This window comes from Pseudomonas sp. MF6394 (genome assembly GCF_002018845.1).
In the GTDB taxonomy this organism is placed as follows: domain Bacteria; phylum Pseudomonadota; class Gammaproteobacteria; order Pseudomonadales; family Pseudomonadaceae; genus Aquipseudomonas; species Aquipseudomonas lactis.
In genome coordinates this window covers 90,036-117,002 of the sequence record NZ_MVOJ01000017.1, presented here as the reverse complement: position 1 = coordinate 117,002, position 26,967 = coordinate 90,036, and the positions used below count along the sequence as shown (strand labels likewise).

The 26,967-nt window shown below is 59.3% G+C and carries 19 protein-coding genes; 10 read left to right on the top strand and 9 right to left on the bottom strand.

Annotation, left to right across the window (positions count from 1 at the left end; translation table 11 throughout):
* Positions 1-65: 65 nt before the first annotated feature.
* Positions 66-1,397 (top strand): substrate-binding domain-containing protein, encoded by a 1,332-nt coding sequence (locus tag MF6394_RS18615; RefSeq protein ID WP_069558145.1) that lies wholly within the window; start codon positions 66-68, stop codon positions 1,395-1,397.
* A gap of 130 nt (positions 1,398-1,527) precedes the next feature.
* Here MF6394_RS18615 and MF6394_RS18610 read toward each other — a convergent pair whose 3' ends face one another.
* Complete coding sequence (locus MF6394_RS18610) at positions 1,528-2,757, bottom strand: acyl-CoA dehydrogenase (protein ID WP_078467243.1); 1,230 nt, start codon at positions 2,755-2,757, stop codon at positions 1,528-1,530.
* A gap of 151 nt (positions 2,758-2,908) precedes the next feature.
* Here MF6394_RS18610 and MF6394_RS18605 point away from each other — a divergent pair, with 151 nt between their 5' ends.
* The 3 genes from MF6394_RS18605 to MF6394_RS18595 all read left to right on the top strand — a co-directional run bounded on the left by MF6394_RS18605 (position 2,909) and on the right by MF6394_RS18595 (position 5,875).
* A complete protein-coding gene (locus MF6394_RS18605) occupies positions 2,909-3,844 on the top strand; it encodes a LysR family transcriptional regulator (protein ID WP_032896586.1) in 936 nt (311 codons plus the stop codon).
* Between the two features lie 722 nt (positions 3,845-4,566).
* Entirely contained in the window at positions 4,567-4,959 is a 393-nt protein-coding gene (locus MF6394_RS18600; RefSeq protein WP_032896584.1) for a MerR family transcriptional regulator, read from the top strand.
* A 16-nt stretch (positions 4,960-4,975) separates the two neighbouring features.
* Positions 4,976-5,875, top strand: coding sequence for a hydroxymethylglutaryl-CoA lyase (locus MF6394_RS18595; protein ID WP_044274655.1), 900 nt, complete (start codon positions 4,976-4,978; stop codon positions 5,873-5,875).
* 549 nt (positions 5,876-6,424) lie between these two features.
* On the opposite strand, the gene MF6394_RS18590 is transcribed toward MF6394_RS18595, so the two are convergent.
* Positions 6,425-11,131, bottom strand: a complete 4,707-nt coding sequence (locus MF6394_RS18590; protein ID WP_238597303.1) for an NEL-type E3 ubiquitin ligase domain-containing protein — start codon at positions 11,129-11,131, stop codon at positions 6,425-6,427.
* 98 nt (positions 11,132-11,229) lie between these two features.
* The gene (locus tag MF6394_RS18585) at positions 11,230-12,867 is read right to left on the bottom strand and encodes an AMP-binding protein (protein ID WP_078467242.1); all 1,638 of its coding nucleotides are present in this window, start codon (positions 12,865-12,867) and stop codon (positions 11,230-11,232) included.
* Between the two features lie 150 nt (positions 12,868-13,017).
* On the opposite strand from MF6394_RS18585, the gene MF6394_RS18580 reads away from it, so the two are divergent.
* The 4 genes from MF6394_RS18580 to MF6394_RS18565 all read left to right on the top strand — a co-directional run bounded on the left by MF6394_RS18580 (position 13,018) and on the right by MF6394_RS18565 (position 18,662).
* Positions 13,018-14,181 (top strand): isovaleryl-CoA dehydrogenase, encoded by a 1,164-nt coding sequence (locus MF6394_RS18580; protein ID WP_032896578.1) that lies wholly within the window; start codon positions 13,018-13,020, stop codon positions 14,179-14,181.
* A gap of 11 nt (positions 14,182-14,192) precedes the next feature.
* A complete protein-coding gene (locus MF6394_RS18575) occupies positions 14,193-15,800 on the top strand; it encodes a carboxyl transferase domain-containing protein (RefSeq protein ID WP_078467241.1) in 1,608 nt (535 codons plus the stop codon).
* A gap of 133 nt (positions 15,801-15,933) precedes the next feature.
* Positions 15,934-16,740, top strand: a complete 807-nt coding sequence (locus MF6394_RS18570; protein WP_044274658.1) for a gamma-carboxygeranoyl-CoA hydratase — start codon at positions 15,934-15,936, stop codon at positions 16,738-16,740.
* Complete coding sequence (locus MF6394_RS18565; RefSeq protein WP_078467240.1) at positions 16,737-18,662, top strand: acetyl/propionyl/methylcrotonyl-CoA carboxylase subunit alpha; 1,926 nt, start codon at positions 16,737-16,739, stop codon at positions 18,660-18,662. The genes MF6394_RS18570 and MF6394_RS18565 overlap by 4 nt, the downstream gene beginning before the upstream one ends.
* Here MF6394_RS18565 and MF6394_RS18560 read toward each other — a convergent pair.
* Positions 18,659-19,294, bottom strand: a complete 636-nt coding sequence (locus tag MF6394_RS18560) for a LexA family protein (RefSeq protein ID WP_044274660.1) — start codon at positions 19,292-19,294, stop codon at positions 18,659-18,661. The genes MF6394_RS18565 and MF6394_RS18560 overlap by 4 nt on opposite strands.
* A gap of 187 nt (positions 19,295-19,481) precedes the next feature.
* Here MF6394_RS18560 and MF6394_RS18555 point away from each other — a divergent pair, with 187 nt between their 5' ends.
* Positions 19,482-19,775: a DUF6124 family protein gene (locus tag MF6394_RS18555; protein WP_044274680.1), complete on the top strand. Its 294-nt coding sequence runs from the start codon at positions 19,482-19,484 to the stop codon at positions 19,773-19,775.
* Between the two features lie 465 nt (positions 19,776-20,240).
* Positions 20,241-21,392, top strand: coding sequence for a M14 family metallopeptidase (locus tag MF6394_RS18550; RefSeq protein WP_069557963.1), 1,152 nt, complete (start codon positions 20,241-20,243; stop codon positions 21,390-21,392).
* A 52-nt stretch (positions 21,393-21,444) separates the two neighbouring features.
* Here MF6394_RS18550 and MF6394_RS18545 read toward each other — a convergent pair whose 3' ends face one another.
* The 5 genes from MF6394_RS18545 to MF6394_RS18525 all read right to left on the bottom strand — a co-directional run bounded on the left by MF6394_RS18545 (position 21,445) and on the right by MF6394_RS18525 (position 26,881).
* On the bottom strand, positions 21,445-21,984 hold the full coding sequence (locus tag MF6394_RS18545) for a cytochrome b (RefSeq protein ID WP_032896571.1): 540 nt from the start codon (positions 21,982-21,984) through the stop codon (positions 21,445-21,447).
* Positions 21,981-23,063 (bottom strand): catalase family peroxidase, encoded by a 1,083-nt coding sequence (locus MF6394_RS18540; protein WP_078467239.1) that lies wholly within the window; start codon positions 23,061-23,063, stop codon positions 21,981-21,983. Before MF6394_RS18540 ends, MF6394_RS18545 begins: the two co-directional genes overlap by 4 nt.
* Before the next feature lie 119 nt (positions 23,064-23,182).
* A complete protein-coding gene (locus tag MF6394_RS18535; RefSeq protein WP_047711187.1) occupies positions 23,183-23,947 on the bottom strand; it encodes an enoyl-CoA hydratase-related protein in 765 nt (254 codons plus the stop codon).
* Positions 23,948-23,994: 47 nt separating this feature from the next.
* Complete coding sequence (locus MF6394_RS18530; protein ID WP_069557964.1) at positions 23,995-25,281, bottom strand: hypothetical protein; 1,287 nt, start codon at positions 25,279-25,281, stop codon at positions 23,995-23,997.
* The gene (locus MF6394_RS18525) at positions 25,274-26,881 is read right to left on the bottom strand and encodes an amino acid adenylation domain-containing protein (protein WP_078467238.1); all 1,608 of its coding nucleotides are present in this window, start codon (positions 26,879-26,881) and stop codon (positions 25,274-25,276) included. The genes MF6394_RS18530 and MF6394_RS18525 overlap by 8 nt, the downstream gene beginning before the upstream one ends.
* Between the last annotated feature and the right edge of the window lie 86 nt (positions 26,882-26,967).

Genomic DNA, 26,967 nt, shown 5'->3' with positions numbered 1-26,967 from the left:
TCATATGGCTGCAATCCAACTGACTTAATCTTGCGGCACTCCCTTTGGCTTGAGAAGGTGCCGGCATGATGCTGCGCGTTCTGTTCCTGTGTTTTGCAATCGCCCTCCCCGCCGTGGCGGCCCCTCTGCCCATTCCCGACCAAGGCCCGGCCCTGCGCATCCAGGGCTCCAACACCATCGGCGCAGCACTCGGCCCGGCGCTGGTCAAGGGTTTGATGGAGCATCAGGGCTTGCAGGACGTACACGCTGAAGCGGGTGCGGGGGCTAATGAACAGCGCGTGGTCGGCAAGACACGCCAAGGCCAGACGGTCACCATCGAGGTCGCGGCCCACGGTTCCACCACCGGCTTTACGGCGCTGAAAAACAACCGCGCCGACCTCGCCGCAGCGTCCCGCCCGATCAAAGACAACGAGCTGGTGGACCTCGCCCCCTTAGGTGACTTGAAAAGCCCAGGCGCCGAGCATGTGATCGCCATCGATGGCCTGGCAATTATCGTCAACCCGCGTAACCCGCTCAGTACCCTGAACACCGAACAATTGGCGCAGATCTTCAACGGCGAAGTCAGCACCTGGGAGGCACTGGGCGGTACAGGCGGGGCCATTCATTTATATGCCCGGGATGATCAATCCGGCACCTTCGACACCTTCCGGGAATTGGTGCTGAGCCGCCGCGGCCAACCCCTCGCGCCGTCGGCCAAGCGCTTTGAATCCAGCGAACAGCTGTCCGATGCGGTGAGCAAGGACCCGCAAGGCATCGGCTTTATCGGCCTGCCCTCTGTGCGCCAGGCCAAGGCGGTGGCGATTGTCGATGGCGACTCCCAACCCATGTTGCCGCTGACCAGCCTGATCGCCACCGAAGACTACCCGCTGTCACGCCGACTGCTCTTCTACTTGCCGCCCTCTTCCCCCAACCCGTGGGCCAAGGCGTTGGTGGACTTTACCCAAGGCAGCCAGGGCCAGGCGATTGTGGCCGCCAATGGCTTTATCGCCCAGCAGGTGCAAGCGATTGGCGTGGCGCCGCGCCCGTCGATGCCCGACGACTACCAGGCCATCGCCCGTGACGCTCAGCGCCTGACAGTGAATTTTCGCTTCGACGAGGGCAGCGCCAGCCTCGACAACAAGGCGCGCCAGGATGTGCAGCGGGTGGTGGCCTATATCAGAAGCCACGGCAAGCTGGATAAACAGGTGACGCTGGTGGGGTTTGGCGACACCAAGAATGACCCACAACGTGCAGCTTTGTTGTCGAAATTGCGGGCGATGGCAGTGCGCCGGGAGCTGGTCAAGAGCGGCGTGGTGCTCAAGGATATTCGCGGGTTTGGCGCGCAGATGCCGGTGGCGGCCAATACGGCGGATGAGGGCCGGATCAAGAATCGGCGGGTGGAGGTTTGGGTGTACTGAGGCTTGAGTTTTGCGTGGTGGGCACTGGCCTCTTCGCGAGCAAGCCCGCTCCCACACTTGGCCGATTTCCACCATGAGAATGCGGTCCAGTGTGGGAGCGGGCTTGCTCGCGAATACAGGCGACGCGGTGTTACAGCCCGCCGCGCATCAATTCCCGCGGCACATACTTGCCGATCTCAAACTTGCCAATCGCCGCGCGGTGCACTTCGTCCGGGCCGTCGGCCAGGCGCAGGGTGCGTTGCATGGCATACATATAGGCCAGCGGGAAGTCGTTGGAGACCCCGGCGCCGCCGTGCATCTGGATCGCGCGGTCGATAACCTTCAAGGCCACATTCGGCGCCACCACCTTGATCTGGGCGATTTCGCTTTTCGCCACTTTGTTGCCCACGGTGTCCATCATGTACGCAGCCTTCAAGGTCAACAGGCGGGCCATGTCAATTTCCATGCGTGAGTCAGCGATCTTGTCGATATTGCCGCCCAACCGCGCCAAGGGCTTGCCGAACGCGGTGCGGCTGACCGAGCGTTTGCACATCAACTCCAATGCGCGTTCGGCCATGCCGATCGAACGCATGCAGTGGTGGATGCGGCCTGGACCAAGGCGGCCCTGGGCGATCTCGAAACCACGACCCTCGCCCAGCAACACGTTTTCATAGGGTACGCGCACATTGTCGAACAGCACTTCGGCATGGCCATGGGGCGCATCGTCGTAGCCGAATACCGGCAGCGGCCGCAGGATTTTCACGCCGGGGGTATCGACCGGCACCAGGATCATCGAGTGCTGCTGATGGCGCGGTGCATCGGGGTTGCTCAGGCCCATGAAGATCAGGATCTTGCAACGCGGGTCGCAGGCGCCGGAGGTCCACCACTTCTTGCCGTTGATCACCCACTCGTCGCCCTGGCGTTCGGCGCGGGCGGCCATGTTGGTGGCGTCCGAGGACGCCACATCCGGTTCGGTCATGGCAAAGGCCGAGCGGATCTCGCCGCGCAGCAGGGGTTCGAGCCAGCGCTGCTTCTGCTCTTCGTTGGCGTAGCGCACCAGCACTTCCATATTGCCGGTGTCCGGGGCGGAGCAGTTGAATGGCTCCGGGCCCAGCAACGAGCGGCCCATGATTTCCGCCAACGGTGCGTATTCAAGGTTGCTCAGGCCGGCACCCAACTCGGATTCCGGCAGGAACAGGTTCCACAAACCCTCGGCCTTCGCCTTGGCCTTGAGTTCTTCCATGATCGCCGTGGGCTGCCAGCGATCACCTTCGCTGACCTGGCGTTCGAACACCGGTTCGGCCGGATAGACATAAGCGTCCATGAACGCAGTGACGCGTTCACGCAGTTCCTGAACCTTGGGCGAATAGGCGAAATCCATGAGCAGCTCCCTTCTCTGAGAGGTTGTTTAGGTCATGCATTCGATGCTAGAACAGCGCTGATAATTTACCTAGCCTATTCTCGGCGTGTATTAACATTCATCACCGATATATGATCGGCGTATGAGCACCTAACAATAAGAGCGCAACGAAATGAATCTGAGCAAGGTCGATCTCAACCTCTTCATCGTCTTCGATGCGATCTACACCGAAGCCAACCTGACCCGCGCCGGGCAGATTGTCGGTATCACCCAGCCAGCGGTGTCCAACGCCCTGGCGCGGTTGCGCGAGACCTTCAACGACCCGCTGTTCGTGCGTACTGCCCAAGGCATGGTGCCTACGCCGATGGCGCAGAACATCATCGGCCCGGTACGCAATGCGTTGTCGTTGCTGCGCGTGTCGGTGCAGGAAAGCCGCATCTTCAACCCGCAGCAGGCGGCCAAGACCTACCGCATCAGCATGACCGACCTGACCGAAGCCGTGATCCTGCCGCTGCTGTTCCAGCGCCTGCGTCGGCTGGCGCCGACGGTGGTGATCGAGAGCTTCCTGTCCAAACGCCGCGAAACCACCAAGGAACTCGCGGCCGGACGCCTGGATTTTGCCGTGGATGCGCCGCTCAACACCGACCCGCAGGTGCGTCACGTCAAGCTGATGGAAGACCGCTACGTGTGTGCCATGCGCAAGGGCCATCCGATGGCGGGCAAGGACAAATTCACGCTGGATGATTACCTGTCGCTGACCCATATCCATATCTCCAGCCGTCGCAACGGCTTGGGTTATGTGGACCTGGCCCTGGGCAAGATGGGCATCCAGCGCAAGATTGCCCTGCGTTCCCAGCATTACCTGATGGCCTCCCAGGTGCTGCAACAGACTGACATGGTGATGACCGTGCCCGAGCGTTTCGCCCGCCGTCATGAACTGCACTGGTTCCATCTGCCGGTCAACAACGTGCCGCCGGTGGAAACCCATTTGTACTGGCACGAAAGCACCGACCAGGACCCGGCGAACCGCTGGATGCGTGAACAGATGATCGAGTTGTGCCAGCAGGTGACGGCCCAGGAAAAGAAGTTGGATAAACAACAGGCTTGAAGTTGAAGGGCTACACCTGTGAGCGCATAGGTATCTACACAACTTCGGTATGACGCCGAACCTGTGGCGAGGGAGCTTGCTCCCGTGACGGCCTGCCAGCCGACGCTGATCTAGCTGAAGCACCGTGATCCAAATGTGGGAGCTGGCTTGCCTGCGATAACGGCCTGCCAGCCGACGCCAATCTAGCTGACACCGCAAGATCCAACTGTGGGAGCGGGCTTGCTCGCGAAGGCGGCCTGACAGTCCACATAGTTGGATTGGGTACATATCCGTTATTTAGGTAACGGCCACTTAGGGTTCCGCTCTGACAGCGGCTCACTTTTGAAAAGCGCAAAAGTAAGCAAAACGCTCTTGCCCCACCACTCGGCACCTCGCTTGGGCTCGGTGTGCCCGTAATCCGCCAGTGATTTGGGGGGCCGCCGCCACGCGCCATCCATGGCGCGGGGCGGCTAAACCGGCATCCCTGCCGGTTTACCCCCCAAATCCCTGTCGAATTCCGGCCAGCGTGGTTTAACGGGGCGCCTGAGATCAAGATCACAAGCAGATCAAGATCAAGAGCGGCTCGCTTCGCATCGTGGTTACCGTCTGCTGCTACAGCCCAGAAGTTGTGTAGATACCTATGTCTGTGGGAGAGGGCTTGCTTCCGATAGGCTGCGCAGCGGCCCTTGACGTTTACGTCAACCTGTAATTAGCTTAGCGCCAAGACTTTCTTGAGCACTGCCATGAGCACCACCTACAGCATCTCCGACCTCGCCCGCGAACTCGACATCACCACCCGCGCCATTCGTTTCTATGAAGAACAAGGCTTGCTGGCCCCGGAGCGTCGGGGCCAGGAGCGCATTTACTCGGGGCGCGACAAGGTCAGCCTCAAGCTGATCCTGCGTGGCAAGCGCATCGGCTTCTCCCTGGCAGAATGCCGCGAGTTGATCGAACTCTACGACCCCACCGGCGGCAATCAGATCCAACTTAACAGCATGCTGGCCAAGATTGCCGAACGCCGTGAGCAGTTGGAACAGCAACTGCTGGATATCGAACAGATGAAGCTGGAACTGGACACCGCTGAAGAGCGTTGCACCCAGGCCCTGGCGCAGACCATCAGCCAAGCCGGCCATTGACCAGAAGGTAACTGCCATGTCTCTCCCCTCCCACGTACGCCTGGTTGAAGTCGGCCCGCGCGACGGTTTGCAGAACGAAGCCCAGCCCATTAGCGTGGCGGATAAGGTCCAACTGGTAGACGCCTTGAGCGCCGCCGGTTTGAGCTACATCGAAGTCGGCAGTTTTGTCTCACCCAAGTGGGTGCCGCAAATGGCCGGCTCCGCCGAAGTCTTTGCACAGATCCAGCGCAAGCCTGGTGTGACCTATGGCGCCCTGGCACCGAACCTGCGCGGCTTCGAGGATGCGCTGGCGGCCGGGGTCAAGGAAGTCGCGGTGTTTGCGGCGGCCTCCGAGGCGTTTTCCCAGCGCAATATCAATTGCTCGATCAGCGAAAGCCTGGAGCGCTTCGCGCCGATCATGGCCTCGGCCAAGCAGCACGGCGTGAGCGTACGCGGTTACGTGTCCTGTGTGCTGGGTTGCCCCTATGAAGGCGAGATCGCCCCGGAGCAAGTGGCGGCGGTCGCCCGCGAGTTGTATGCCATGGGCTGCTATGAAGTGTCCCTGGGCGACACCATCGGCACTGGCACCGCGGGCGCTACCCGACGCCTGTTCGAAGTGGTCGGCGCGCACGTGCCACGGGACAAGCTGGCCGGGCATTTCCACGACACCTACGGCCAGGCCATCGCCAACATCTATGCCAGCCTGCTGGAAGGCATCACGGTGTTCGACAGCTCTATCGCCGGCCTGGGCGGCTGCCCTTACGCCAAAGGCGCCAGCGGTAACGTCGCCACTGAGGACGTGCTGTACCTGCTCAACGGCCTGGGTATCGACACGGGTATCGACCTGGAACGCCTGATTGGCGCCGGCCAACAGATCAGCCAGGTGCTGGGACGGCCAACCGGGTCCCGCGTGGCGAAGGTGCGTAACGCCGGGTGAGTAGCATAGCTGTGACAATGTGTTACCGCCCCCCCGGCATAACGGGTAACGCGGGAACAAAATCGGCCGCACCGACTGAACGAAAACGCCGACCAAAAAACTAACTCATTGATTTAAAAGGCTTTTAAAAAGTTGGCACGCCTTCTGCTATCTCTATGGCATAACAAGAATAAAAAGCGCCAAACCTAATAAAAATAAGACGAAACGACTCTGACATAACAAAAACAACACGGCAGAGACGCAGCTAACAGATTTTTTTGGAGAAGATGTGCTTCCCAGGGTACGGCATGCCGCAACCCGCAACCGGATAGAGAAAAATAAAACTACCTCAGGTAGCTACCCACTGGTTGGATCGTTTACGAAGAAGCAGGTCAGCGTTCAAAAAAATACGTTTGCTCTTGACCCCGGATGGGGGTCGCCAAAAAAAGCGGTACGGGCCACGGCTACCAAAAACAACAACAGGCCGCCCCTCAATAATAAAAAAAGAGCACGCAACGACAAATTAAAGGGGACCTTCGGGTCCCCTTTGTGCTGCTCGCACTTTTTGACTTACGCGGATGCCACCTTCTTCGCTGAGAAATTGTTAAGCACTGTGACCGTCAGGGCCAGCATCGCCGCTGTCTCCTTGGCTTGTCGCTGCGCCCCCAGTTGTCTCATTTGCTGGTTATAAAAAGCATCGGTCATGGAACCGTCGGTCAGAATCTCATCCCGGTTCTTACCCAGCAGGTTAGCAACGCTGTCAATCGCTTCGTCGTAGTCCCGCTGCCACACCCGCTTTGCCTCTTGATCTACAGGGCGACCCTGGCTTTTTTGCAGTTCAGTCACCTCTTCCAATGCCTCTCGCGTTTCAGTTATCAACTCAAAATCGGTGGCCGTCAGGGCGTTGAGTTCCTGTGTATATTGGGCGCGAAGCTGCTTCCTCCAAAACGCCATGTCTACAAAAAAACGACTCTTTTCGCTCATGTTTTTTTCGTCCTCAAGCACTTTTAGATAAGCAGCATCAAGTGTCTCTGAGCTCACACCCGCGGTTTGGCGATAGAGCATTTCGAAGGTTTTGATCGGCAAATTCAGCCGCTGTGCCAAGCCGGTGCGATACGCAAGAACAACTTCGGTCTCCTCCGCAAAGTCGGGCCCTCGCGCCTCGACATCACGCTGAGCGATGATATCCACCAACCTCAGGCGAAAAAGCCGCTCGCCAGTGCTGATAAAGGTCGCTTCTACTTCATGCTCCCCAACCCTCTCACGCGACTGTTCTACTAACAGATCAGTTTCCAGCTTCATGAACTCAAGTACGCTTCCGTCACCACAGGTAGCGCGGCCATCAGCGGACTTAAACAATACGTCACGGGTCTTTTGATTCTCATAGACCGCTTTAATCATGTCCCAGACGCGCTCGGCCAACTGCGGTCGAGTGGCGCCGGATACATACTCTGCGCAACGTGTCGTGTCCGACACCACGGCGAAAAACGCCTCAGCCTGAGGACTGGAGCTGAGCTGGTCCCACATATCGCCGCGACTGGTTTGCATGTCTGCGGGAGAATCGTGCAGCCATAACCTGCGCCCCTCGACGAGGGTGACGTGGTCATCGGGAAAGCGCTCTTGCGATATAGGATTATCATGCACACTGATTCGACTTGGATGATCGAGGGCGTACTGAGGCAATTCAGTCATCGCGTTTGTATGCAGATCGATCCAGGCCAAGTTATTCAGATGTTCGACGCCTCTGGGGAACGTTGTCGTTCCGGTATTCGCCAGATTGAGCCGGTTCAAATCATGCATGTTGCTCAGGTCGGCGGCCCATCCCAAATGACGGTTGTGGGAGAGATTCAGTGTGGTCAAACTCCGCATGCCCTGGAGGCGCGCCTGGCTTTGCCCCGTCAGCCGTATGTCATTGTCGCTCAAATTGAGCGTGGTCAGACCCGCGCCACCCTTGGCGAACTCCGGCAAACGCGTGAAGTTGCTGTAGCTGATATCCAACCAGCGCAAACCGCCAAACCCATTCAAAAAGGGCAAGGATGCATCCGAAAGATACATTCTCGATAAATCAAGACAGTCCACATGATCCATGTTCGCCGTAATCGGAGGTAACTCACCAATTTGCTCATCGGCCAAGCGCAGGATGTATTTCATCCCCTCCTGCTCGGAAGCCTGGGCTTGTTGCGATGACCTACGCTGCCATGCGTCTTTGAGTGTATTGGCGACCCGACCTCGGGCCCTGCGTTGTTGCTGCTCTCCTGCGTCGCGCCAAGCGTCCAGGTCGGTCTTGAGTTGCGTAAACTCGCGATTGAGTGCTTCCATTTTTGCCAGGAACTCAATATCGCTGACGCCTTGCAACCCCAACATTTGCTCCACCTCCTCAATGGACTGTGACGGATAAAGATCTATCGCTGCCCTTTCACACGCATAAGGCCGACGCCCCGCGCCAACTACCGGACTCAACGGGTAACCCATGCGCCCATCGGCAAGACGCATTGGCGGTTTGTAGCGTGGTTTGACAGGCTGCATCCCTAACAGCCTGCGCAGTTCATCGCGCGGCATCAGCGACATGTGCTCCAACGCCTGTTTCAGGCTCGCGCCACGATCATGAGCGGTCAATTTCATCGCCCTCCAATCTTCGGGCGAAACCGCCGACTGGACAGCCCTATAGATATCCGCCTGCGAACTCAATATCGCAAACTTATCGTCTTGGACTTCATAAAGATTTTGGGAGCCAAACTTGATAAAGCGACGCTTGACGGCCGCATGCGCAGGTCCCAATGAATCCAGCAGACGCTCCCCTACGGGCAGCCGCTCGACGATATCGATGCGCAGGTCGCTGGGCCAACCAGGCAGCTTACTCAGGCTGTGCAGCACCATGCGTTGTGTATCGTCATTACCCAGGGTCTTGCGGTACAGCCCTTCGTAAGCCCGCGCCAAACGCACTTGCTGTTGATAATGGCGAGCCTCTTCCGCCAGGCGCAACGGCACGCGATTGTGTTCGGTGAGACTCCTCATTTCTGCGGAGTTGGCAGCGTTCAACAGTTCTTCAATAACGGATTGGGGAAGCGAGGGAAACACACGCTTGATCAACCTTGCGGCCTCGCTGCCTGCGCTCTCGGCAGCGGCATAGCGTTGAGCGAAAAGCTCAGACAGGTGCGCCGCCCTCTTTGAGGCGCTGACCGTGTTGGGTTCCTGCGCCACTGCACTGTCCATTTCCAATCGCTTCAAGGTATCGGCCAGGAGGGCAGGCAGTGGTGACTGATCTACATGCATTTTGCGCAGAGCGTCCATATTGGTTTCAGACATTTGCACAATGCGTTCAAGCTTGAGGGGTTCATTTGCAAAACGCTCTGCTGTCGGGCCAAGCCGCTGCATCAACTGCGAATCGGTCAGTGTCAGCGGGCTTTCATGCTCATGGGCCCAAGCGCCAGCGCTCGTACGGCTTACCTTTGGGGTGTAAGCTGCCGCGTTGTCCGGGTGCAGGATTTTATAGTCATTGCTGGTCCCTACCCTCTCCACCCGGTAATACGTATGGTTTTCCCGCAGGTATAAGCCGTCTTCATGTTCATATAAGCCATGCTCATTGGCTGAGAGCCCATCGGGCAGTGTGACCTGTCGCTGGTAGGGTTTGAGGTCAGGAGAATACAGCCGGATATTGCCGTCAGGGCAACGCACGTGGGCCAGGCTCTCGACAAATGCTGTCTTGACAAGCGGTAACAACTTGGCGCCCACATACGTTGTTGCCGCATTGAAGACGATGGCTGAAACGTGGGCCCATGCGGCTTTTTTATCCCCCTCTTCCCACGCCTCTATACCTGAGCCGACCTCATGCAGCATTTGCACCGCGCCAACCAGCAACATGACGGGCGCCAGTTCTGGAAAGACAAGGACTGCCACGTTCAAAACATTCAGAGCCGTGCTGCCTAACTTAAGCAGCCACGCGTTACGCGCACGCACCTCTGCCGCATCGGTGGAAACGGCGATCGCCTGGGCGTTATTGAGCATGAGATCGACGTTTTGCCGAGCATAGTCTTGCCACAACAACGAAAGACGCAGCCCGTAACCCATGGTGAATGTTTTTATGTCTTTCTTGTTGGCATCAAAATTTTTAAGTTCAGAAAATTGGTCAGTGGGATCAAGGTGCCGCTTCAGTTTGGTAAAAAATTGTGACCGGCTCGCGTGCGGAACGAACTGACTGAAAAAGAGCCGGTAATCCGCTTGGCACAATCGCTCCACCAAATCGACTTTGAAGTCATTTAAGCCTTCGTACTCCTTTAGCATGCAAACAGGATCTCCCGGAATGAATACTAAACAGGGTTCGCGCTTGTACACAAATACACCGTGCACGGGGTAAATATTCAAATGACCGATAACAATAATTTTCGCCAACGGCTGCCCCAACACGTTCAAACATGAACAACTGACTGTTTTTCCCAGCCACGTCAGTTCCTTCTGATGCCACACCAACTGTTGTATCAGTTGGTAGGCCTCTTTCTTGATGTGCCGGCGCTCAAGCGCCACTTCGGCGGCGAACGTCAACTGCTGCATGGTCGCGCCAATCATCAAGTGACGAAGGGCTCTTGCCGAGGTACCCGCAGCTAAGTTGGGTGTATCGACGGGGCTGACAAACGACTCAACATGCCTCAAGTATTGCGCGCCTAAATCCAACGTTCTGCACAGACTTGCAAACAAGGAGGGTTTTATCGGAGTTTTACGAGCGAGGACCTCGGCCTCATTAAATGCAAGAGACCGCTCGTGAAAATCATACCGTGTGATGATACTGGCATCCTTGTCAGCCACTTCAAGCGTCTCTTCGGTCGCGAAGTTATTTAACGCGGCCTCGATTAAACTGACGCCTTCATAGCGGCAATATCCAGTGGCCTCCAGACCAAAAACTTTTGAGCGATCAGCAGGCACAAATACCTTGCGCGCAAAAAACAGCCGCCTGACATCATAATCCTCACCAAACTCCTCTTTCATTGCCGCCACTAGAAGAGGCTCGCAGAACGTCACAGCACCTTGCATTTTACTGAACTTTGCATCCAGCTTGTTCAGTGCTCTAAAACTACGCGTATAGGCCGTCGTCACGACCAACTTTCTCTGCGGCGATAAATTTGTATACCACTGCGGCACGACTAACTGTGTTTCAGCGAATGCCTTTTTGTGCTTGGCAGTAGCGCCGTCATACCAAGATGGCACCCGATCCAGTATGACATTCGCGTGCACACTCTGCGCCGCCCCCGACTGACTGCTATCGCGTTGATCAAGATCGCTCATTTACCGAATTCCATTTGACAGAACAAACAATCAATATCCGATCATTGCTCCATCAAAGAGGGGTATCCACATACCCCACACCGCGATTAAACCCTCCCTCAGCCACGAGTAGACGCCAATTCCTCTATGCTGATCTCCCGCATGCGAAATTTCTGGATCTTGCCCGTTACCGTCATCGGAAACTCATCCACGAATTTGAAATGCCTGGGCGTCTTGAAATGGGCGATACGGTCCTTGCACCAGCTCAATAGCTCCAGCTCGTTGGCCACCTGCCCGGGATGGAACTTGATCCAGGCAACAATCTCTTCGCCGTAACGCTCATCTGGAACACCGATGATCTGCACGTCCGCTACGGCCGGATGAGTAAAGAAAAATTCTTCCAGCTCCCGGGGGTAAACGTTCTCCCCCCCGCGAATAATCATGTCTTTGTTACGCCCGGCGATGCACACGTAACCCTGATCATCCATGGTCGCCAGATCGCCAGTGTGCATCCAGCCGGCGTCGTCGATGGCTTCACGGGTGCCCTCAGGGTTGTTCCAGTAACCGAGCATCACACTGTAACCCCGGGTGCACAGCTCACCGATCATGCCGCGCGCCACAGTGTTACCAGCCTCGTCGACAATCTTGGTTTCCAGTTGCGGTTGGGTGCGGCCCACGGTGGTGACACGCCGTTCGATATCGTCATCCGCGCCGGTCTGCAGCGACACCGGGCTGGTTTCGGTCATGCCGTAGGCGATCTGCACTTCACTCATGTGCAGCTCATGAATGACCCGACGCATCACCTCGATCGGACATGTCGCCCCAGCCATGATGCCGGTGCGCAGACTGGACAGGTCGAACTCGGCCCGGCGCGGGTGATCGAGCAGCGCGATGAACATGGTCGGCACGCCGTATAAGCCGGTGGCTTTTTCTTCGGCGACGGCGCTCAGCGTCAGCAGCGGGTCGAAACCGTCATTGGGGTAGATCATGGTAGTGCCGTGGGTGATGCAACCGAGGTTGCCCATGACCATGCCGAAGCAGTGATACAGCGGCACCGGGATCACCAGGCGATCCCCTGCCGTCAGGCCCAGGCTTTCACCGACCATGTAACCGTTATTGAGGATGTTGTGGTGACTGAGGGTGGCGCCCTTGGGGAAGCCGGTGGTGCCGGAGGTGTACTGGATATTCACAGGCTGATCGAAATGCAGGCTGGCCTGGCGGCTGTGCAGTTGCTCGGGCGACACGCCGGCGCCAAGGGCCGCCAACTGCGACCAGGGCATGAATTCCGGCGGCGGGCTGGGGTCGAGGCTGATGAGGCCGCGCAGCTGGGGCTCCAGAGCCTGGAGCATGGCGTGGTAATCGGAGGTCTTGAACGAACCGGCGCACACCAGCCATTGGCAGCCGGACTGCTTGAGCACGTAGTCCAACTCGCTGCTGCGATAGGCCGGGTTGATATTGACCAGGATCACCCCGAGCTTGGCGCTCGCCACCTGGCAGATCAGCCACTCGGCACAGTTAGGCGCCCAGATACCCAGGCGGTCACCGGTTTGCATACCCAGGGCGAGGAATGCGCGGGCGTGCAGCTCAACCGTCTCGGCCAGTTGCCGCCAGGTGTAGCGCCGCTGCTGGTGGCGCACCACCAAGGCTTCGCCCTGTGGATGCTGCGCGACGGTGTGATCGAATGCCTGGCCAATGGTCATGGCCAGCAAAGTCTTGTCCTGGGAGCCACGGCTGTAGCTCGGGTGCGGTTGATCCATAACGACCCCTGTTATCTTTTTTGTAGGTTGACGTATACGTAAACTACGATTGACAGCGTCGTAACGCAAGCTTACGTTAACGTAAAGGTGAGCGCCCTCCTCCCGCGCCCCGCCCACACAACAACAAAGCTCACATTAAGGTGCCTGTCCATGAGTTACCCGTCCCTGAACTTCGCCCTCGGCGAGACCATCGACATGCTGCGCGACCAGGTGCAGTCCTTCGTGGCCAAGGAGATCGCACCGCGCGCGGCCCAGATCGACATCGACAACCTGTTCCCCGCTGACCTGTGGCGCAAGTTCGGCGACATGGGCCTGCTGGGCATCACCGTGCCCGAGGAGTACGGCGGTGCCGGCCTGGGTTACCTGGCCCATGTGGTGAGCATGGAAGAAATCAGCCGTGGCTCGGCTTCGGTGGCGTTGTCCTACGGCGCGCACTCCAACCTGTGCGTCAACCAGATCAACCGCAACGGCAACCACGCACAAAAACTCAAGTACCTGCCCAAGCTGATCAGCGGCGAGCACATCGGCGCCCTGGCCATGAGCGAGCCGAATGCCGGTTCTGACGTGGTGTCGATGAAACTGCGCGCCGACAAGCGCGGCGACCACTACGTACTCAATGGCAGCAAGACCTGGATCACCAACGGCCCGGACGCCAATACTTACGTGATCTACGCCAAGACCGACCTGGAAAAAGGCCCCCACGGCATCACCGCCTTCATTGTCGAGCGCGACTGGAAAGGCTTCAGCCGCAGCAACAAATTCGACAAGTTGGGCATGCGCGGCTCCAACACCTGCGAGCTGTTTTTCGACGATGTCGAGGTACCCGAAGAAAACATCCTCGGCGTGCTCAATGGCGGCGTGAAAGTGTTGATGAGCGGCCTGGATTACGAACGCGTGGTGCTCTCCGGTGGGCCTACCGGGATCATGCAGGCATGCATGGACTTGATCGTGCCCTACATCCACGACCGCAAGCAGTTCGGCCAGAGCATCGGCGAGTTCCAGCTGATCCAGGGCAAGGTCGCCGATATGTACACCCAACTCAACGCCAGCCGTGCCTACCTCTACGCGGTGGCCCAGGCATGCGAGCGCGGCGAGACCACACGCAAGGACGCCGCGGGCGTGATTCTTTACAGCGCCGAGCGCGCCACGCAAATGGCCCTGGATGCGATCCAGATTCTGGGCGGCAATGGCTATATCAATGAATTCCCCGCCGGGCGCCTGCTGCGTGACGCCAAGCTCTACGAAATTGGTGCGGGCACCAGTGAGATTCGGCGGATGTTGATCGGTCGCGAACTGTTCAACGAAACCCGCTGAAGGAGTGCACCATGGCCACCCTGCACACCCAGCTCAACCCGCGCTCGGCGGAATTCGCCGCTAACCGAGCGGCGATGCTTGAACAGGTCGACGCCCTGCACAGCCTGCTCGCCCACGTCCACCAAGGTGGCGGCGCCAAGGCCCAGGAGCGCCACACCTCTCGCGGCAAGCTGTTGCCCCGCGAGCGCATCAACCGTCTGCTCGACCCGGGCTCGCCGTTTCTGGAGCTGAGCCAACTGGCCGCTCACCAAGTGTATGGCGAAGACGTCCCGGCGGCCGGAGTGATTGCCGGCATCGGCCGGGTGGAAGGCGTCGAATGCATGATCGTGGCCAACGATGCCACGGTCAAAGGCGGCTCCTATTACCCGCTGACCGTTAAAAAACACCTGCGAGCCCAGACCATCGCCGAGCAGAACCGCCTGCCGTGTATCTACCTGGTGGACTCCGGTGGTGCCAACCTGCCGCGCCAGGACGAGGTATTCCCCGACCGCGAGCACTTCGGGCGGATCTTCTTCAACCAGGCCAACATGAGCGCCCAGGGTATTCCACAAATCGCCGTGGTGATGGGCTCGTGCACCGCCGGCGGCGCCTACGTGCCGGCCATGGCCGACGAAGCGATCATGGTGCGCCAGCAAGCCACCATCTTCCTCGCCGGCCCGCCACTGGTGAAGGCCGCCACCGGTGAAGTGGTGAGCGCCGAAGACCTGGGCGGTGCCGATGTGCATTGCAAGGTCTCCGGCGTGGCCGACCACTATGCCGACAGCGATGAACACGCCCTGGCCCTGGCGCGGCGCAGCGTGGCCAACCTCAATTGGCGCAAGCAAGGTGAGCTGCTGCAACGCCCACCGGTGGCGCCGTTGTACAGCAGCGACGAGCTGTACGGCCTGATCCCGGCGGATGCCAAGCAACCCTTTGATGTGCGCGAAGTCATCGCACGGCTGGTGGACGGCTCGGTGTTCGATGAATTCAAGGCCTTGTTCGGTACCACCTTGGTGTGTGGCTTTGCGCATTTGCATGGCTACCCGATTGCGATCCTGGCCAACAACGGCATCCTGTTCGCCGAAGCCGCGCAAAAAGGCGCGCACTTTATCGAACTGGCCTGCCAACGCGGAATTCCCCTGCTGTTCCTGCAAAACATCACTGGTTTCATGGTCGGCCAGAAGTACGAGGCCGGCGGCATTGCCAAGCATGGCGCCAAGCTGGTCACCGCCGTGGCGTGCGCCAAGGTGCCGAAATTCACCGTGATCATCGGTGGCAGCTTTGGTGCGGGTAACTATGGGATGTGTGGCCGCGCCTACGACCCGCGCTTTTTGTGGATGTGGCCCAACGCACGCATTGGCGTGATGGGGGCCGAACAGGCCGCCGGGGTGCTGGTGCAGGTCAAGCGCGAACAGGCTGAGCGCGCCGGCAACGGTTTCAGTGCCGAGGAGGAAGCCGCGATCAAGCAGCCGATCCTCGACCAGTATGAAACCCAGGGTCACCCCTACTACTCCAGCGCGCGCTTGTGGGATGACGGCGTGATCGACCCGCTGCAGACCCGCGACGTGCTGGCCCTGGCCTTGTCCGCCGCACTGAACGCCCCCATCGAGCCGAGCCGCTTTGGCGTGTTCCGCATGTAACCTGTAGGAGCGAGCTTGCTCGCGAAGAACCTGAGGGCAACGCGGTCATTCTCAAGCCCCGCGTTATCGTTGACGATCTTCGCGAGCAAGCTCGCTCCTACAGGAGGCCTCTCATTATCATGGAGCTCCTTGCATGAGCGACTTCAACACCCTCGAACTGATCACCGACCGCCGTGGCTTTGCCACGCTGTGGCTCAGCCGTGAAGCCAAGAACAACGCGTTCAACGCCCAGATGATCCGCGAGCTGATCCTGGCCCTTGACCGCGTACAAGGCGACCCGTCCCTGCGTTTCCTGGTACTGCGCGGGCGTGGCAAGCACTTCAGCGCCGGTGCCGACCTGGCCTGGATGCAGCAATCGGCCGAGCTGGACTACCACACCAACCTGGACGACGCCCGGGAACTGGCAGAGCTGATGTACAACCTGTCCAAGCTGAAAATCCCCACCCTGGCGGTGGTACAAGGCGCCGCCTACGGTGGCGCGCTGGGCCTGATCAGTTGCTGTGACATGGCCATCGGCGCCGATGATGCGCAGTTCTGCCTGTCGGAAGTGCGTATCGGCCTGGCACCGGCGGTGATCAGCCCGTTCGTGGTGCAGGCCATCGGCGAACGCGCTGCCCGTCGCTATGCACTGACGGCCGAGCGGTTCGGCGGCCAACGCGCACGGGAGATCGGCTTGCTGGCGGAAAGTTATCCGGCCGAGACTCTGGATCAACAGGTGGACCAGTGGGTCGCCAACCTGCTGCAAAACAGCCCGGCGGCCATGCGTGCCAGTAAGGATTTATTGCGTGAAGTGGGCAACGGTGCCCTCACCCCCGCGCTGCGCCGCTATTGCGAAAACGCCATTGCGCGCATTCGGGTGAGCGCCGAGGGCCAGGAAGGTTTGCGCGCGTTTCTGCAAAAGCGTGCGCCAAGTTGGCAAGACCAGGAGCCGCGTTCATGAGCACACTCACCACCGTTCTGGTGGCCAACCGTGGCGAGATCGCCTGCCGGGTCATGCGCACCGCCAAGGCCATGGGGTTGACCACCGTAGCCGTGCACAGCGCCATCGACCGCGATGCCCGCCATAGCCGTGAAGCCGATATCCGCGTCGACCTGGGCGGCAGCAAAGCCACCGACAGTTACCTGCAAATCGACAAACTGATTGCCGCCGCCCACGCCAGCGGCGCCCAGGCGATTCACCCCGGCTACGGCTTCCTTTCAGAAAACGCCGGCTTTGCCCGGGCCATCGAGGCGGCAGGCCTGATCTTCCTCGGCCCGCCCGCCTCGGCCATCGACGCCATGGGCAGCAAATCCGCGGCCAAGGCCCTGATGGAAACGGCTGGCGTACCCCTTGTGCCGGGTTATCACGGCGAGGCCCAGGACCTGGAGACCTTCCGCGCCGCCTGTGACCGTATCGGCTACCCGGTGCTGCTCAAGGCCACGGCGGGCGGCGGTGGCAAGGGCATGAAGGTGGTCGAGGATGTCAGCCAATTGGCCGAAGCCCTGGCTTCCGCCCAGCGTGAGGCGTTGTCGTCCTTCGGCAACGGGCAGATGCTGGTGGAGAAATACCTGCTCAAGCCGCGGCATGTGGAGATCCAGGTGTTTGCCGACCAGCAGGGTCATTGCCTGTATCTCAATGAACGCGACTGCTCGATCCAGCGGCGCCATCAAAAGGTCGTGGAAGAAGCCCCGGCGCCCGGCTTGAGTGTGGAGCAGCGCAAGGCCATGGGCGAAGCAGCCGTGCGCGCTGCCCAGGCCATCGGATATGTCGGCGCGGGCACGGTGGAGTTTTTGCTGGATGCCCGTGGCGAGTTTTTCTTCATGGAGATGAACACGCGGCTGCAAGTCGAGCACCCGGTGACCGAAGCGATTACCGGCCTCGACCTGGTGGCCTGGCAGATTCGGGTGGCCCAGGGCGAGGCGCTGCCGATCACGCAAGAGCAGGTCGCGTTGAACGGTCATGCGATTGAAGTGCGGCTGTATGCCGAAGACCCGGCCAATGACTTTCTGCCGGCCACCGGGCACCTGGCGCTGTACCGCGAGTGCCGCCCTGGCGCTGGGCGCCGCGTGGACAGCGGCGTCGAGCAAGGCGACAGCGTGTCGCCCTTCTACGACCCGATGCTCGGCAAGTTGATTGCCTGGGGCGAAGACCGCGAACAGGCGCGCCTGCGCTTATTGAGCATGCTGGATGAGTTTGCAGTCGGCGGGCTCAAGACCAACCTGGGCTTTTTGCGCCGCATCATCGGGCACCCTGCGTTTGCCGCGGCCGAGTTGGACACCGGGTTTATTCCGCGCTATCAGGATGAGCTGTTGCCGACGCCAGGGGCCTTGAACGATGAGTTCTGGCAGGCGGCGGGCGCGGCGTTTATGCAGAGCTTGCCGGTGGGTGATGGGCCTTGGGCAAATAACCAGGGCTTTCGTGCGGGCTTGCCTGCCGAGGTGTCGCTGCACCTGAGCTGCAATGGACAGGATCGGCTGATGACACTGGCCGGCCACTCAGCGCAGTTATGCGGCGAACAATTGCTGACTGAACACCAGGGCGTGCGCCGTGCCCATCTGGCGGTGCGCAATGAAGGCAGCCTGTACCTGCGTTGGGACGGTGAGATGCATGCCGTCAGCCTGTTCGACCCGATTGCGGCGGTCGAGGCTAATCAATCTCATCAGGGCGGCCTCACTGCCCCCATGAACGGCAGCATTGTGCGAGTACTCGTAGAAGTGGGTCAAACCGTTGAGGCTGGTACTCAACTGGTGGTGCTCGAAGCCATGAAGATGGAACACAGCATCCGTGCGCCCCACGCCGGTGTGGTCAAGGCGCTGTTCTGTCAGGAAGGTGAAATGGTGGCCGAAGGCAGCGCGTTGGTGGAGCTTGAAACGGCCGACTAGAACTTCGCCGTGGCCTGCACCACCACACCCAGGAGGCGACAGCCGTCGGTAAGCAACACCTTGGGGTAAGTGGGATTGAGCGGCACCAGGTAGTGCTGGCCGCTCTCTTCCTGCAATTGGCGAAAGGTGGCGTGGGGGTTACCGGCCCATTGGGCCACCACCAGTTTGCCGGGCTCGGGCGGTATGGCCGGGTCAACCAGGATCATCATGCCAGCCGCAATGCTCATGCCCGTGGGCGCAGTCATGGCGTCCCCTGTCACCGGCAACCAGAATGCCTCACCTTGAGCGTGGTAATCGGTCAATTCGTAGCGCTCGGTTCTATAAGGTGCCCGCTCTTCACGCAGCTCGCAGGCCTGCTTCCAGTCGCTGACCGGGTAGCGGAAATACGGGTTGTAGTGCGCTTGCAGTTCAGGCGCTTGCGTGGCCCGTTCACGAATCTCCAGCGCCACCTCCAAATACCCCAACCCCAGTTCGGCCAGTACGCGGTTCATGTCCGCCAGGCTCGGCACACGGCGTTTATTGAGCCAATGGCCGATGCCGCCCTGGGACATGCCCAGGCGCTGCGCCAGTTCATCCTGCGTGACCTTGCGGTCTTTCATGTTGGCTTTGACCAACGCTATCCAGTTATCCATGGCGCATCACAATACGGCGCCCATTTTTGCGGGCAATAAACAGTTTGTAGTAATCCATAAAACGACAGGAATACGATACGTACTATCATCAAGCCCAAGGATTTCGACACCCACCGGAGTACTGCCGCTTATGACGACCCGCACGCACCCAACGCCCGAAACATCCGAACTGACTGAAGTAAACGACATGTGCAGCAGTGGCGCGGCCCAGCGCGCACTGGACTACTACTTGAAAGAAAATCGGTCGACGCCGGCCTCGGACGGGGCCATGTTCGCGATCAAACCCGAAGTGAGCCAGGAGGAAGCCCTGATACACGCCTCGGACTTGTTGCGCAGTGCAGCGGCTACCGCCTACGAATCGGCGTGCAGCCATCAAGGCAACCAGCGTGATCTGGCGTTTTCGGTGGTGTATTTGATCGATATGGCGAAAGCGATGGTGGAGCGGTCGTTGCAGGCGCCAGGGGCGGCGGCAAACGCGTAGCAGGCACGAAAGAAAAATATTTCTATCCCATGGATAAAAACATTTGACTTGCAAATGATAATGATTATTATTGGGCTCAGCTGATCGCGAGATCAGTCGATAGACCAAGAGACCTTAGGTCGGACTCTTGGAATATCTCCTCATCAGGCTAATCACGGTTTTTGACCCGGCTCTTTGGCCGGGTCTTTTTTTTGCCAGTTTCCCTGGCGTGGCTTCAGGCTAATGAAGACTGTGTGTTGCTTGATGGCGCGCATGGTAGCAAAAGACTATCACTCAAAGAAAGTCGTCCGAACGCTCTAGCCCGTATATCTGCGAATTAGCGCTTGAGAATCAATCTCATAGACTCTAAGCTGCCGCGGCGTCACGGATGACGCCCCCTCCCCCTGCAACAATTTTTGCATCCAGGTTTTATCGAACCCCTGTGTAAGATAGCCGCCACATCACTCATATTCAGGCAACCAGACTATGACCGTGGCCTTGACCTCCATCAAGATCAGCACCGACTTCGACAGCGGCAACATCCAGGTCCTGGATGCCAGTGACGCCTATCAGTTGTTGCTGGCAATCAAACCCGACACCCGCAGCGATCACTACCAATGGTTCCACTTCAAGGCCGAAGGCATGCATGTGGGGCACACCCATACCTTTCGCTTGAGCAACGCCGGGCGCTCGTCTTACAAAAATGCCTGGAGCGGTTACAACGCCGTGGCGTCCTACGACCATATCAACTGGTTCCGGGTACCGACGCGCTTTGATGGCGAGATCCTACACATCACCCTCCAGACCCGGCAAAAGTACGTCTGGTTTGCCTACTTCGAACCCTACAGCCGTGAACGCCATGACTGGTTGATCGAGCAAGCTCTGAAGTACGCCGGGGTCACCCTGCTGGCCACCGGCAAGAGCGCTGAAGGCCGCGATATCCAACTGCTGCGCCGTGGCAAAGGGATCGAAGGCCGGCGCAAGGTGTGGATCATCGCCCAGCAGCACCCCGGCGAACACATGGCCGAATGGTTTATGGAGGGCGTGATTGAGCGCCTGCAAAAGGACGGCGACGACGAACTGAAAAAACTGCTGGCCGTCGCTGATCTGTATCTGGTTCCGAACATGAACCCGGACGGCGCCTTCCATGGCCACCTGCGCACCAATGCCATGGGCCAGGACCTCAACCGCGCCTGGCAAAGCGCCAGCCAGGAACTCAGCCCCGAAGTCCTGTTCGTCCAGCAACAGATGGAAAAATACGGCGTGGATATGTTCCTCGACATCCACGGCGATGAAGAAATCCCCTACGTGTTCACCGCCGGCTGCGAAGGCAACCCGGGCTACACCCCGCGTATCGAAGCTTTGGAAAAACACTTCCGCAGCCATTTGAGCCACCTGACCCGGGACTTCCAGACCACCCACGGCTACACCCGCGACCTGCCCGGCCAAGCCAACATGACCCTGGCCTGCAACGCGGTGGGAGAAAAGTACGACTGCCTGTCCCTGACCCTGGAAATGCCCTTCAAGGACAACGACGACGCCCCCAACCTGCGAACTGGCTGGTCAGGCGATCGTTCGAAACAGTTGGGCAAGGACGTGTTGAGCAGCGTCGCTGATATCGTCGAGCGTTTGCGCTAACCCCTGTGACAAGCTCTTTGTGGCGAACGAGCTCGCTCGCCACAAAGAGCGGTCAATCCTTACTGCCGGTCATGCTTTGCAAGACGCCGTCGCGGCGGATCAGACCGTGGAACAACGCGGCCGCCAGATGCACCAGCACAGTGAGAAACAGTAGATAGGCTAAATAACCGTGAGCCTTGCGCAACAACGCAAACAACGGCGCATTCGCCCCCACCAGCGCGGGCAGTTGCAGGTTACTGCTGAGCATCACCGGGTCACCGGCCGCTGAAATCATCGCCCAACCCAGCAGCGGCAACACCAGCATCAAGGCGTACAACAGCACATGGGAAGCCTTGGCTGCCAGCCTTTGCCACACCGGCAAATCCGCTGGCAACGGCGGCTGGCGCGTCGAGAAACGTACCGCCAGGCGCACGATCACCAGCGCCAGAATCGCAATGCCCAGCGGCTTGTGCAGGTGGATCAGCCACTCATGACGCTCCGACACTGACGCCGCCAAGCCCGCACCGATAAACAGCATGGCGATGATCATCAACGCCATCAGCCAGTGCAGCACGCGCGCCAGGGGCGCAAAGAACCGTGGTTGAGCATTCATGGCTTCGACTCCTGAGGGGCGCTGTGCAACGGGCTGACTTCACCGGCCCGGCGCAGGTACGAACTGGCATACGCGGCCGAACGTGCGGCCAGCAAGGGGTCGTTGGAGGCTTGGATACCACTGGGCAGAATCAGCGGGTCAAAGTTGATATCTCGGCAATCGCCGTCTGCCTGGGGCTGGCTGCTTTGCAGCACAAGGGTGCCAGCGTTGAGCACCTTGTGTGCGCCGCTCCAGGTTTTGCTCGCGTCATCCAATGGGTCGCCTGGGTTGGCCAGGGTCATGTTCAACTGCCAACGCAACGGCCCGGCAGCCAGGCGTCGTACCAAATCCTGCTCCAGGAAGTCACTGCCAGCCGGGGCGGTATCACCCACCGCGTCCTGGCTCTCGGGCATCACCTCCCAACGCACGGCCTGGCGTGTGCCATCGGCAGCCACCAGGTAAAACGCGTTGATGCCGTTATAGGTTTCAGTCGCGTAACTGGCCGATGGCTTGGCGGTCTTGACCCAGGCCAGGAACGGCGCGGTCTCGGAGTGTGCGGCAAAAAACGCCGGCATGCTCGAGGGGTTCGGCTTGCCCGTGGCCGGGTCTGGCGCACCGGCCTTGAGCAACTGGTAGAACGCCTCGGGCGTGCCCACCGGGAACACCGGCATGCTGTTCATCCCTGTACGCCATTGCTGGCCGTTGGCCTGGCTGAATTGCACGGCAAAGCTGCGAATCGGCACACTGCTGTCCGGCGCGTAGGGGTTGCCGCTGGGCAAGGCAAAGCGGCCAATGATCGGGGTCTTGGCCTCGCTGAACACCTGGGCACTGGAATACGCACGGGCCTCGGTACTGCTCTGGAAATACCCCGCCACGCACACGCCCTTGGCATGGTTACGGCGAAAGCCCGGATGCACGCCGTTATTGGTTTCCAGGGCATTGACCAAGGTCTTTGGCCGCAGACGTTGTGGGTCGAGCGTGCCATTGACGTAGGCAAATGCCCCTACCACCACCGCCACTACGCCCCCAATACACGCCAGCCTGACCAGCAGGCTGGCGGTACTAAGAGGCGGACGCGGCGGTAAAGAGTGATCAACCATAAAAAACTCCAGGGCCAGTGGCCGCAGGGGAAAAGTGTTATGAGACGAATCTCACGTAGGCTTATTCCCCGTTCACTGTAGTTTTTTTGTAGTAGACGCGCTGGTAGATCCACTCCGTTCTAGCGCTGGTTAAACAATGGCTGTCGTTTGCGAAGAAACGCCTGCATGCCTTCTTGCTGATCAGGCGTGGCGAACAGGCCATGAAACAACCTACGCTCCTGACGCACACCTTCGTGCAAGCCGACCTCCAGGGATTGCTCCACCGCCTGTCGTGCTGCGCGGGTGGCCGTTCGAGAAAAGGAGGCAATTTGTGCCGCCACTGCCAGTACTTCATCCAGTAAGTTCGCGGCCGGGTAAACGCGAGACACCAACCCCGCCTGCTCGGCTTCCTGGGCGGTCATTGGCCGCCCCGTCAATACCAGGTCCATCGTCTTGGCCTTGCCAATCAACCCTGTCAAACGTTGGGTCGCCCCCATCCCCGGAATAACCCCCAGCTTGATTTCTGGTTGGGCAAAAGTGGCGGTATCAGCGGCGAAAATCATGTCGCACATCATCGCCAGTTCGCAGCCGCCGCCATACGCATAGCCTGTCACTGCGGCAATCGTGGGGGTGCGCAAACGGGTGAAACCTTCCCAGCCGGCGAAGTAGTCTTCGTTGAGCATGTCCAGATAGGATTTGCCGCTCATTTCTTTGATATCGGCCCCTGCCGCAAAAAACTCGCGGGTTCCCGTAATCACCACACACCCGACCCCAAGGTCTTGGTCCACTGCAGCCAAATGGCCGATCAACGCCTTCATCATCGCCGAACTCAGCGCATTCTTGGCTTCAGGGCGGTTGAGCTTGATCAGGACCACGCGGTCATGACGTTCCATTAAAACATTCATAGGCATCTCCAACGATTTGATTGATATCGCTCACACTTCAGGCTGTCTCAGGAATCCCAGATGGCACCCTGGGCGGGTATTCCGCGCGCTTCCAACTCTTGCACCACGCGTTGAGTCAACGCCTGGTTGGCAATACAAATCACCGCTTCGGCACCGCACGCTTGCACCGCGCCATAGGCCAACTGCACCAGGTCAGGCTTACCGCGCTCATCGGTGTCCCAGATCACTGCATGTGGCTGGGCCCGCAGAATCTCCTCCACCAGTTCATCGCCGTAGGTCTTCCTCGGGCTACGCGTGGACCAGATCAATTGAATAGGTACCTTCGCTGCGAGCAAATGCGGCATGACAGGCCCAATCCCGCTGCCTGTGGCGATGTACACCACAGACCTGAACAGGGTTTCTACATTGGCAACGCCGGCGGTGGTAATGCCCTTGACCCATACATAGCGGGGCAAGTCCTCGATAAACTCCCCGGTCCAATCGCCTGCGCGGGAAATGATCAGGCGAAACCCCGCCTCGCCTGGCGCGCAAATATTGGCAAAGGAGTGCCATTCCAACAGCGGGCTGCGGCTGATTGCGCTGGATGAACCGGCGAATGGCGAGGTGTGGCTCAAGCGCGTAATCACGGCATGTGTGGAAGGCCGCGTGTGTTCAACGGCAACCTTGCGCAGCCGCAACCAGGGCAGCAGGATGCTCAGGGTCAGCAGGACCAGCATCCAGAACGAAAGGCTGTGCAACAGGTTCGATGTGGTCGATAACGTTTGCCACCAGAACAACAGCAACGCGCTCCAACCGGCAAACCGATGAACCCGTTCAAACCCGTTGTGAAAGCGGCTTCGAATACGTGGTTGAGCCATAACCACCATGAACAGCAACACGCTGAGCAGCAACACGCTGACCCCGAGCGAACCTGCCGAAACACTGTCCGGTTGCTGCAGATACTGCGTGACCTGCACACCGACCAAGCCCGCAAACCATCCCGTGGCCGCCAAGGCTGCGCCGCTGTGCAGCCCGCCGAAGTGGTACACCTTGGCTGCGCTTCGCCGCACACCGAGCGGCCATGTACGCGGTATCCGCGTCGCCAGCCAAAACAGGCCATTGATCAGGTATTGCTGGCGAATCAGGATGGCGATCGACAGGTTAATCAGCACCATGTCCGACAGCGTCTGCACCGCAATGGCTTGCAGGTCCAGAGCCAACAGCACAAACACAGCGTTGCCAATCAAAACCCCTGAAGCCAGGCGGTGGTAATAAGAAAACATCGGCAGTGAAGCCCAGCGTCGCCAAAGCGCTGGCTTGGGCGGCACAACGGTACGGGTCAGCGCATCAATCATGACCAGGCTCCTGGGTCAAAACCGCTTGCGCCGCCACCTGCGACTCTCGGGCCACTTGCAGCAACAGTGCCTTGTCGATCTTGCCCCTGGCGGTCAGGGGAAAATCCTCCACCGCGTAGATGAACTGCGGCACGCAGTAGTAGGCCAGGCGCTGTTGACAGGCCAACCGGCAAGCCTCTATGTCAGCGTTGGCTGGGGAGACAAAGGCCACCAACGTACGATTGTCCAGCTTCAACGTGACCGCGCGCATGCAGTTCGCACCGGCCTCCAAAGCTGCCGACACCGCGTCCAGCTCTACGCGAAAACCGCGAACCTTCACCTGGTCATCCACACGACCTAAATGTTCGAGTCGGCCGTCAGCTACCCAGCGCCCAAGGTCTCGCGTACGAAACATCACCGCATCGCCGCCGCGAAAGGGATCCGGTCGGTACCGGTCCAACGTCAATGCCTTGTTGTTCAGATAGCCCGCCGTTACCCCCGTACCACCGGCCCACATCTCACCCATCTCGCCTATCGCGCAGGCACGCCCCTGGTAATCGAGCACATAGACGGTGTTGTTCGGTGTTGGCCTGCCGATAGTCAACGGCGTGCCTGGTACGTGCAGGTGCAAGGTGTTAACGATGGTGGTTTCGGTGGGCCCGCACCCGTTGTAGAACGTACAGTGTTCGGCCCAACGGTCTGCAAGCGCTTGGGAACAGGCCTCTCCGGCCACCGCAACGTACTTGAGGTCGGGACATTGCAAAGGGTCCAGGGTGGCCAGTATCGATGGCGTTGCGATCAACACGTTGCACTGGGCCGCTGTCTGCGCGATATCTTTGCCGCGAATCAGTAAGGTCGCGCCATGCGCCAGGCAACCGAGTATTTCCCAGGCGGCCATATCAAAGCCGATATTGAGAATCTGCCCAACAGTGCGCCCCGGCGCCATTCCCATCTGCCCAGGTTGGGTCAACAGAATGTTGCACACGTTGCGGTGGCTGACACACACGCCGTTGGGACGCCCAGTGGTTCCGGAAGTAAACAGCACAAAACACAGGCCATCGGGATTGACCTCGGCGGACACGCCATCATTGTTCTCAGCCACCCAAGGGGTTTGCGCAATGAACGTGTCCAGACACAAGCAGCGGGAGGCCGCGTCTGCCGGAATGTGCTCCAGCACGTTCGACAACGTCAGAATGACCGGACTGGACAACGACTCCAGAACCATACCCAACTGCAGGGTAGGCACGATTCTGGCGTCCTGTGGCACATACGCGGCCCCCACCTTCAACACCGCCAGAAGCCCGACCAGCATTGGAATCGAACGTTCGACGAACAACCCCACCGTGTCACCCCGCTTCACACCCTTTGCAAGCAGGTACACAGCCAAACGGTTGGCTTGTCGGTTAAGCTGTTCATAGCTGATACGTTGGCCCGCGCACACCGCCGCTGTGGCGTGGGGCGCCAACTTCGCTTGTGCTTCGATGGCGTGGTGTACGTTGGCGTAGGCGGCCAGCGCTGAAGGGCCGCATCCCCATTGCTCAAATAGAACTCGCTGCGCGGCAGGCAAATGAGCCAGCGAGGCGTTGGAAAAAAACTGTTTAACGCTCGGTGAATACGTCATGAGCACCCTCTCTCTGTTGGCCTGCCGGCTGAATACCGACAGATACAAGGGTGGATAGAGGACGCCGCACGAGATTACAGACTCTC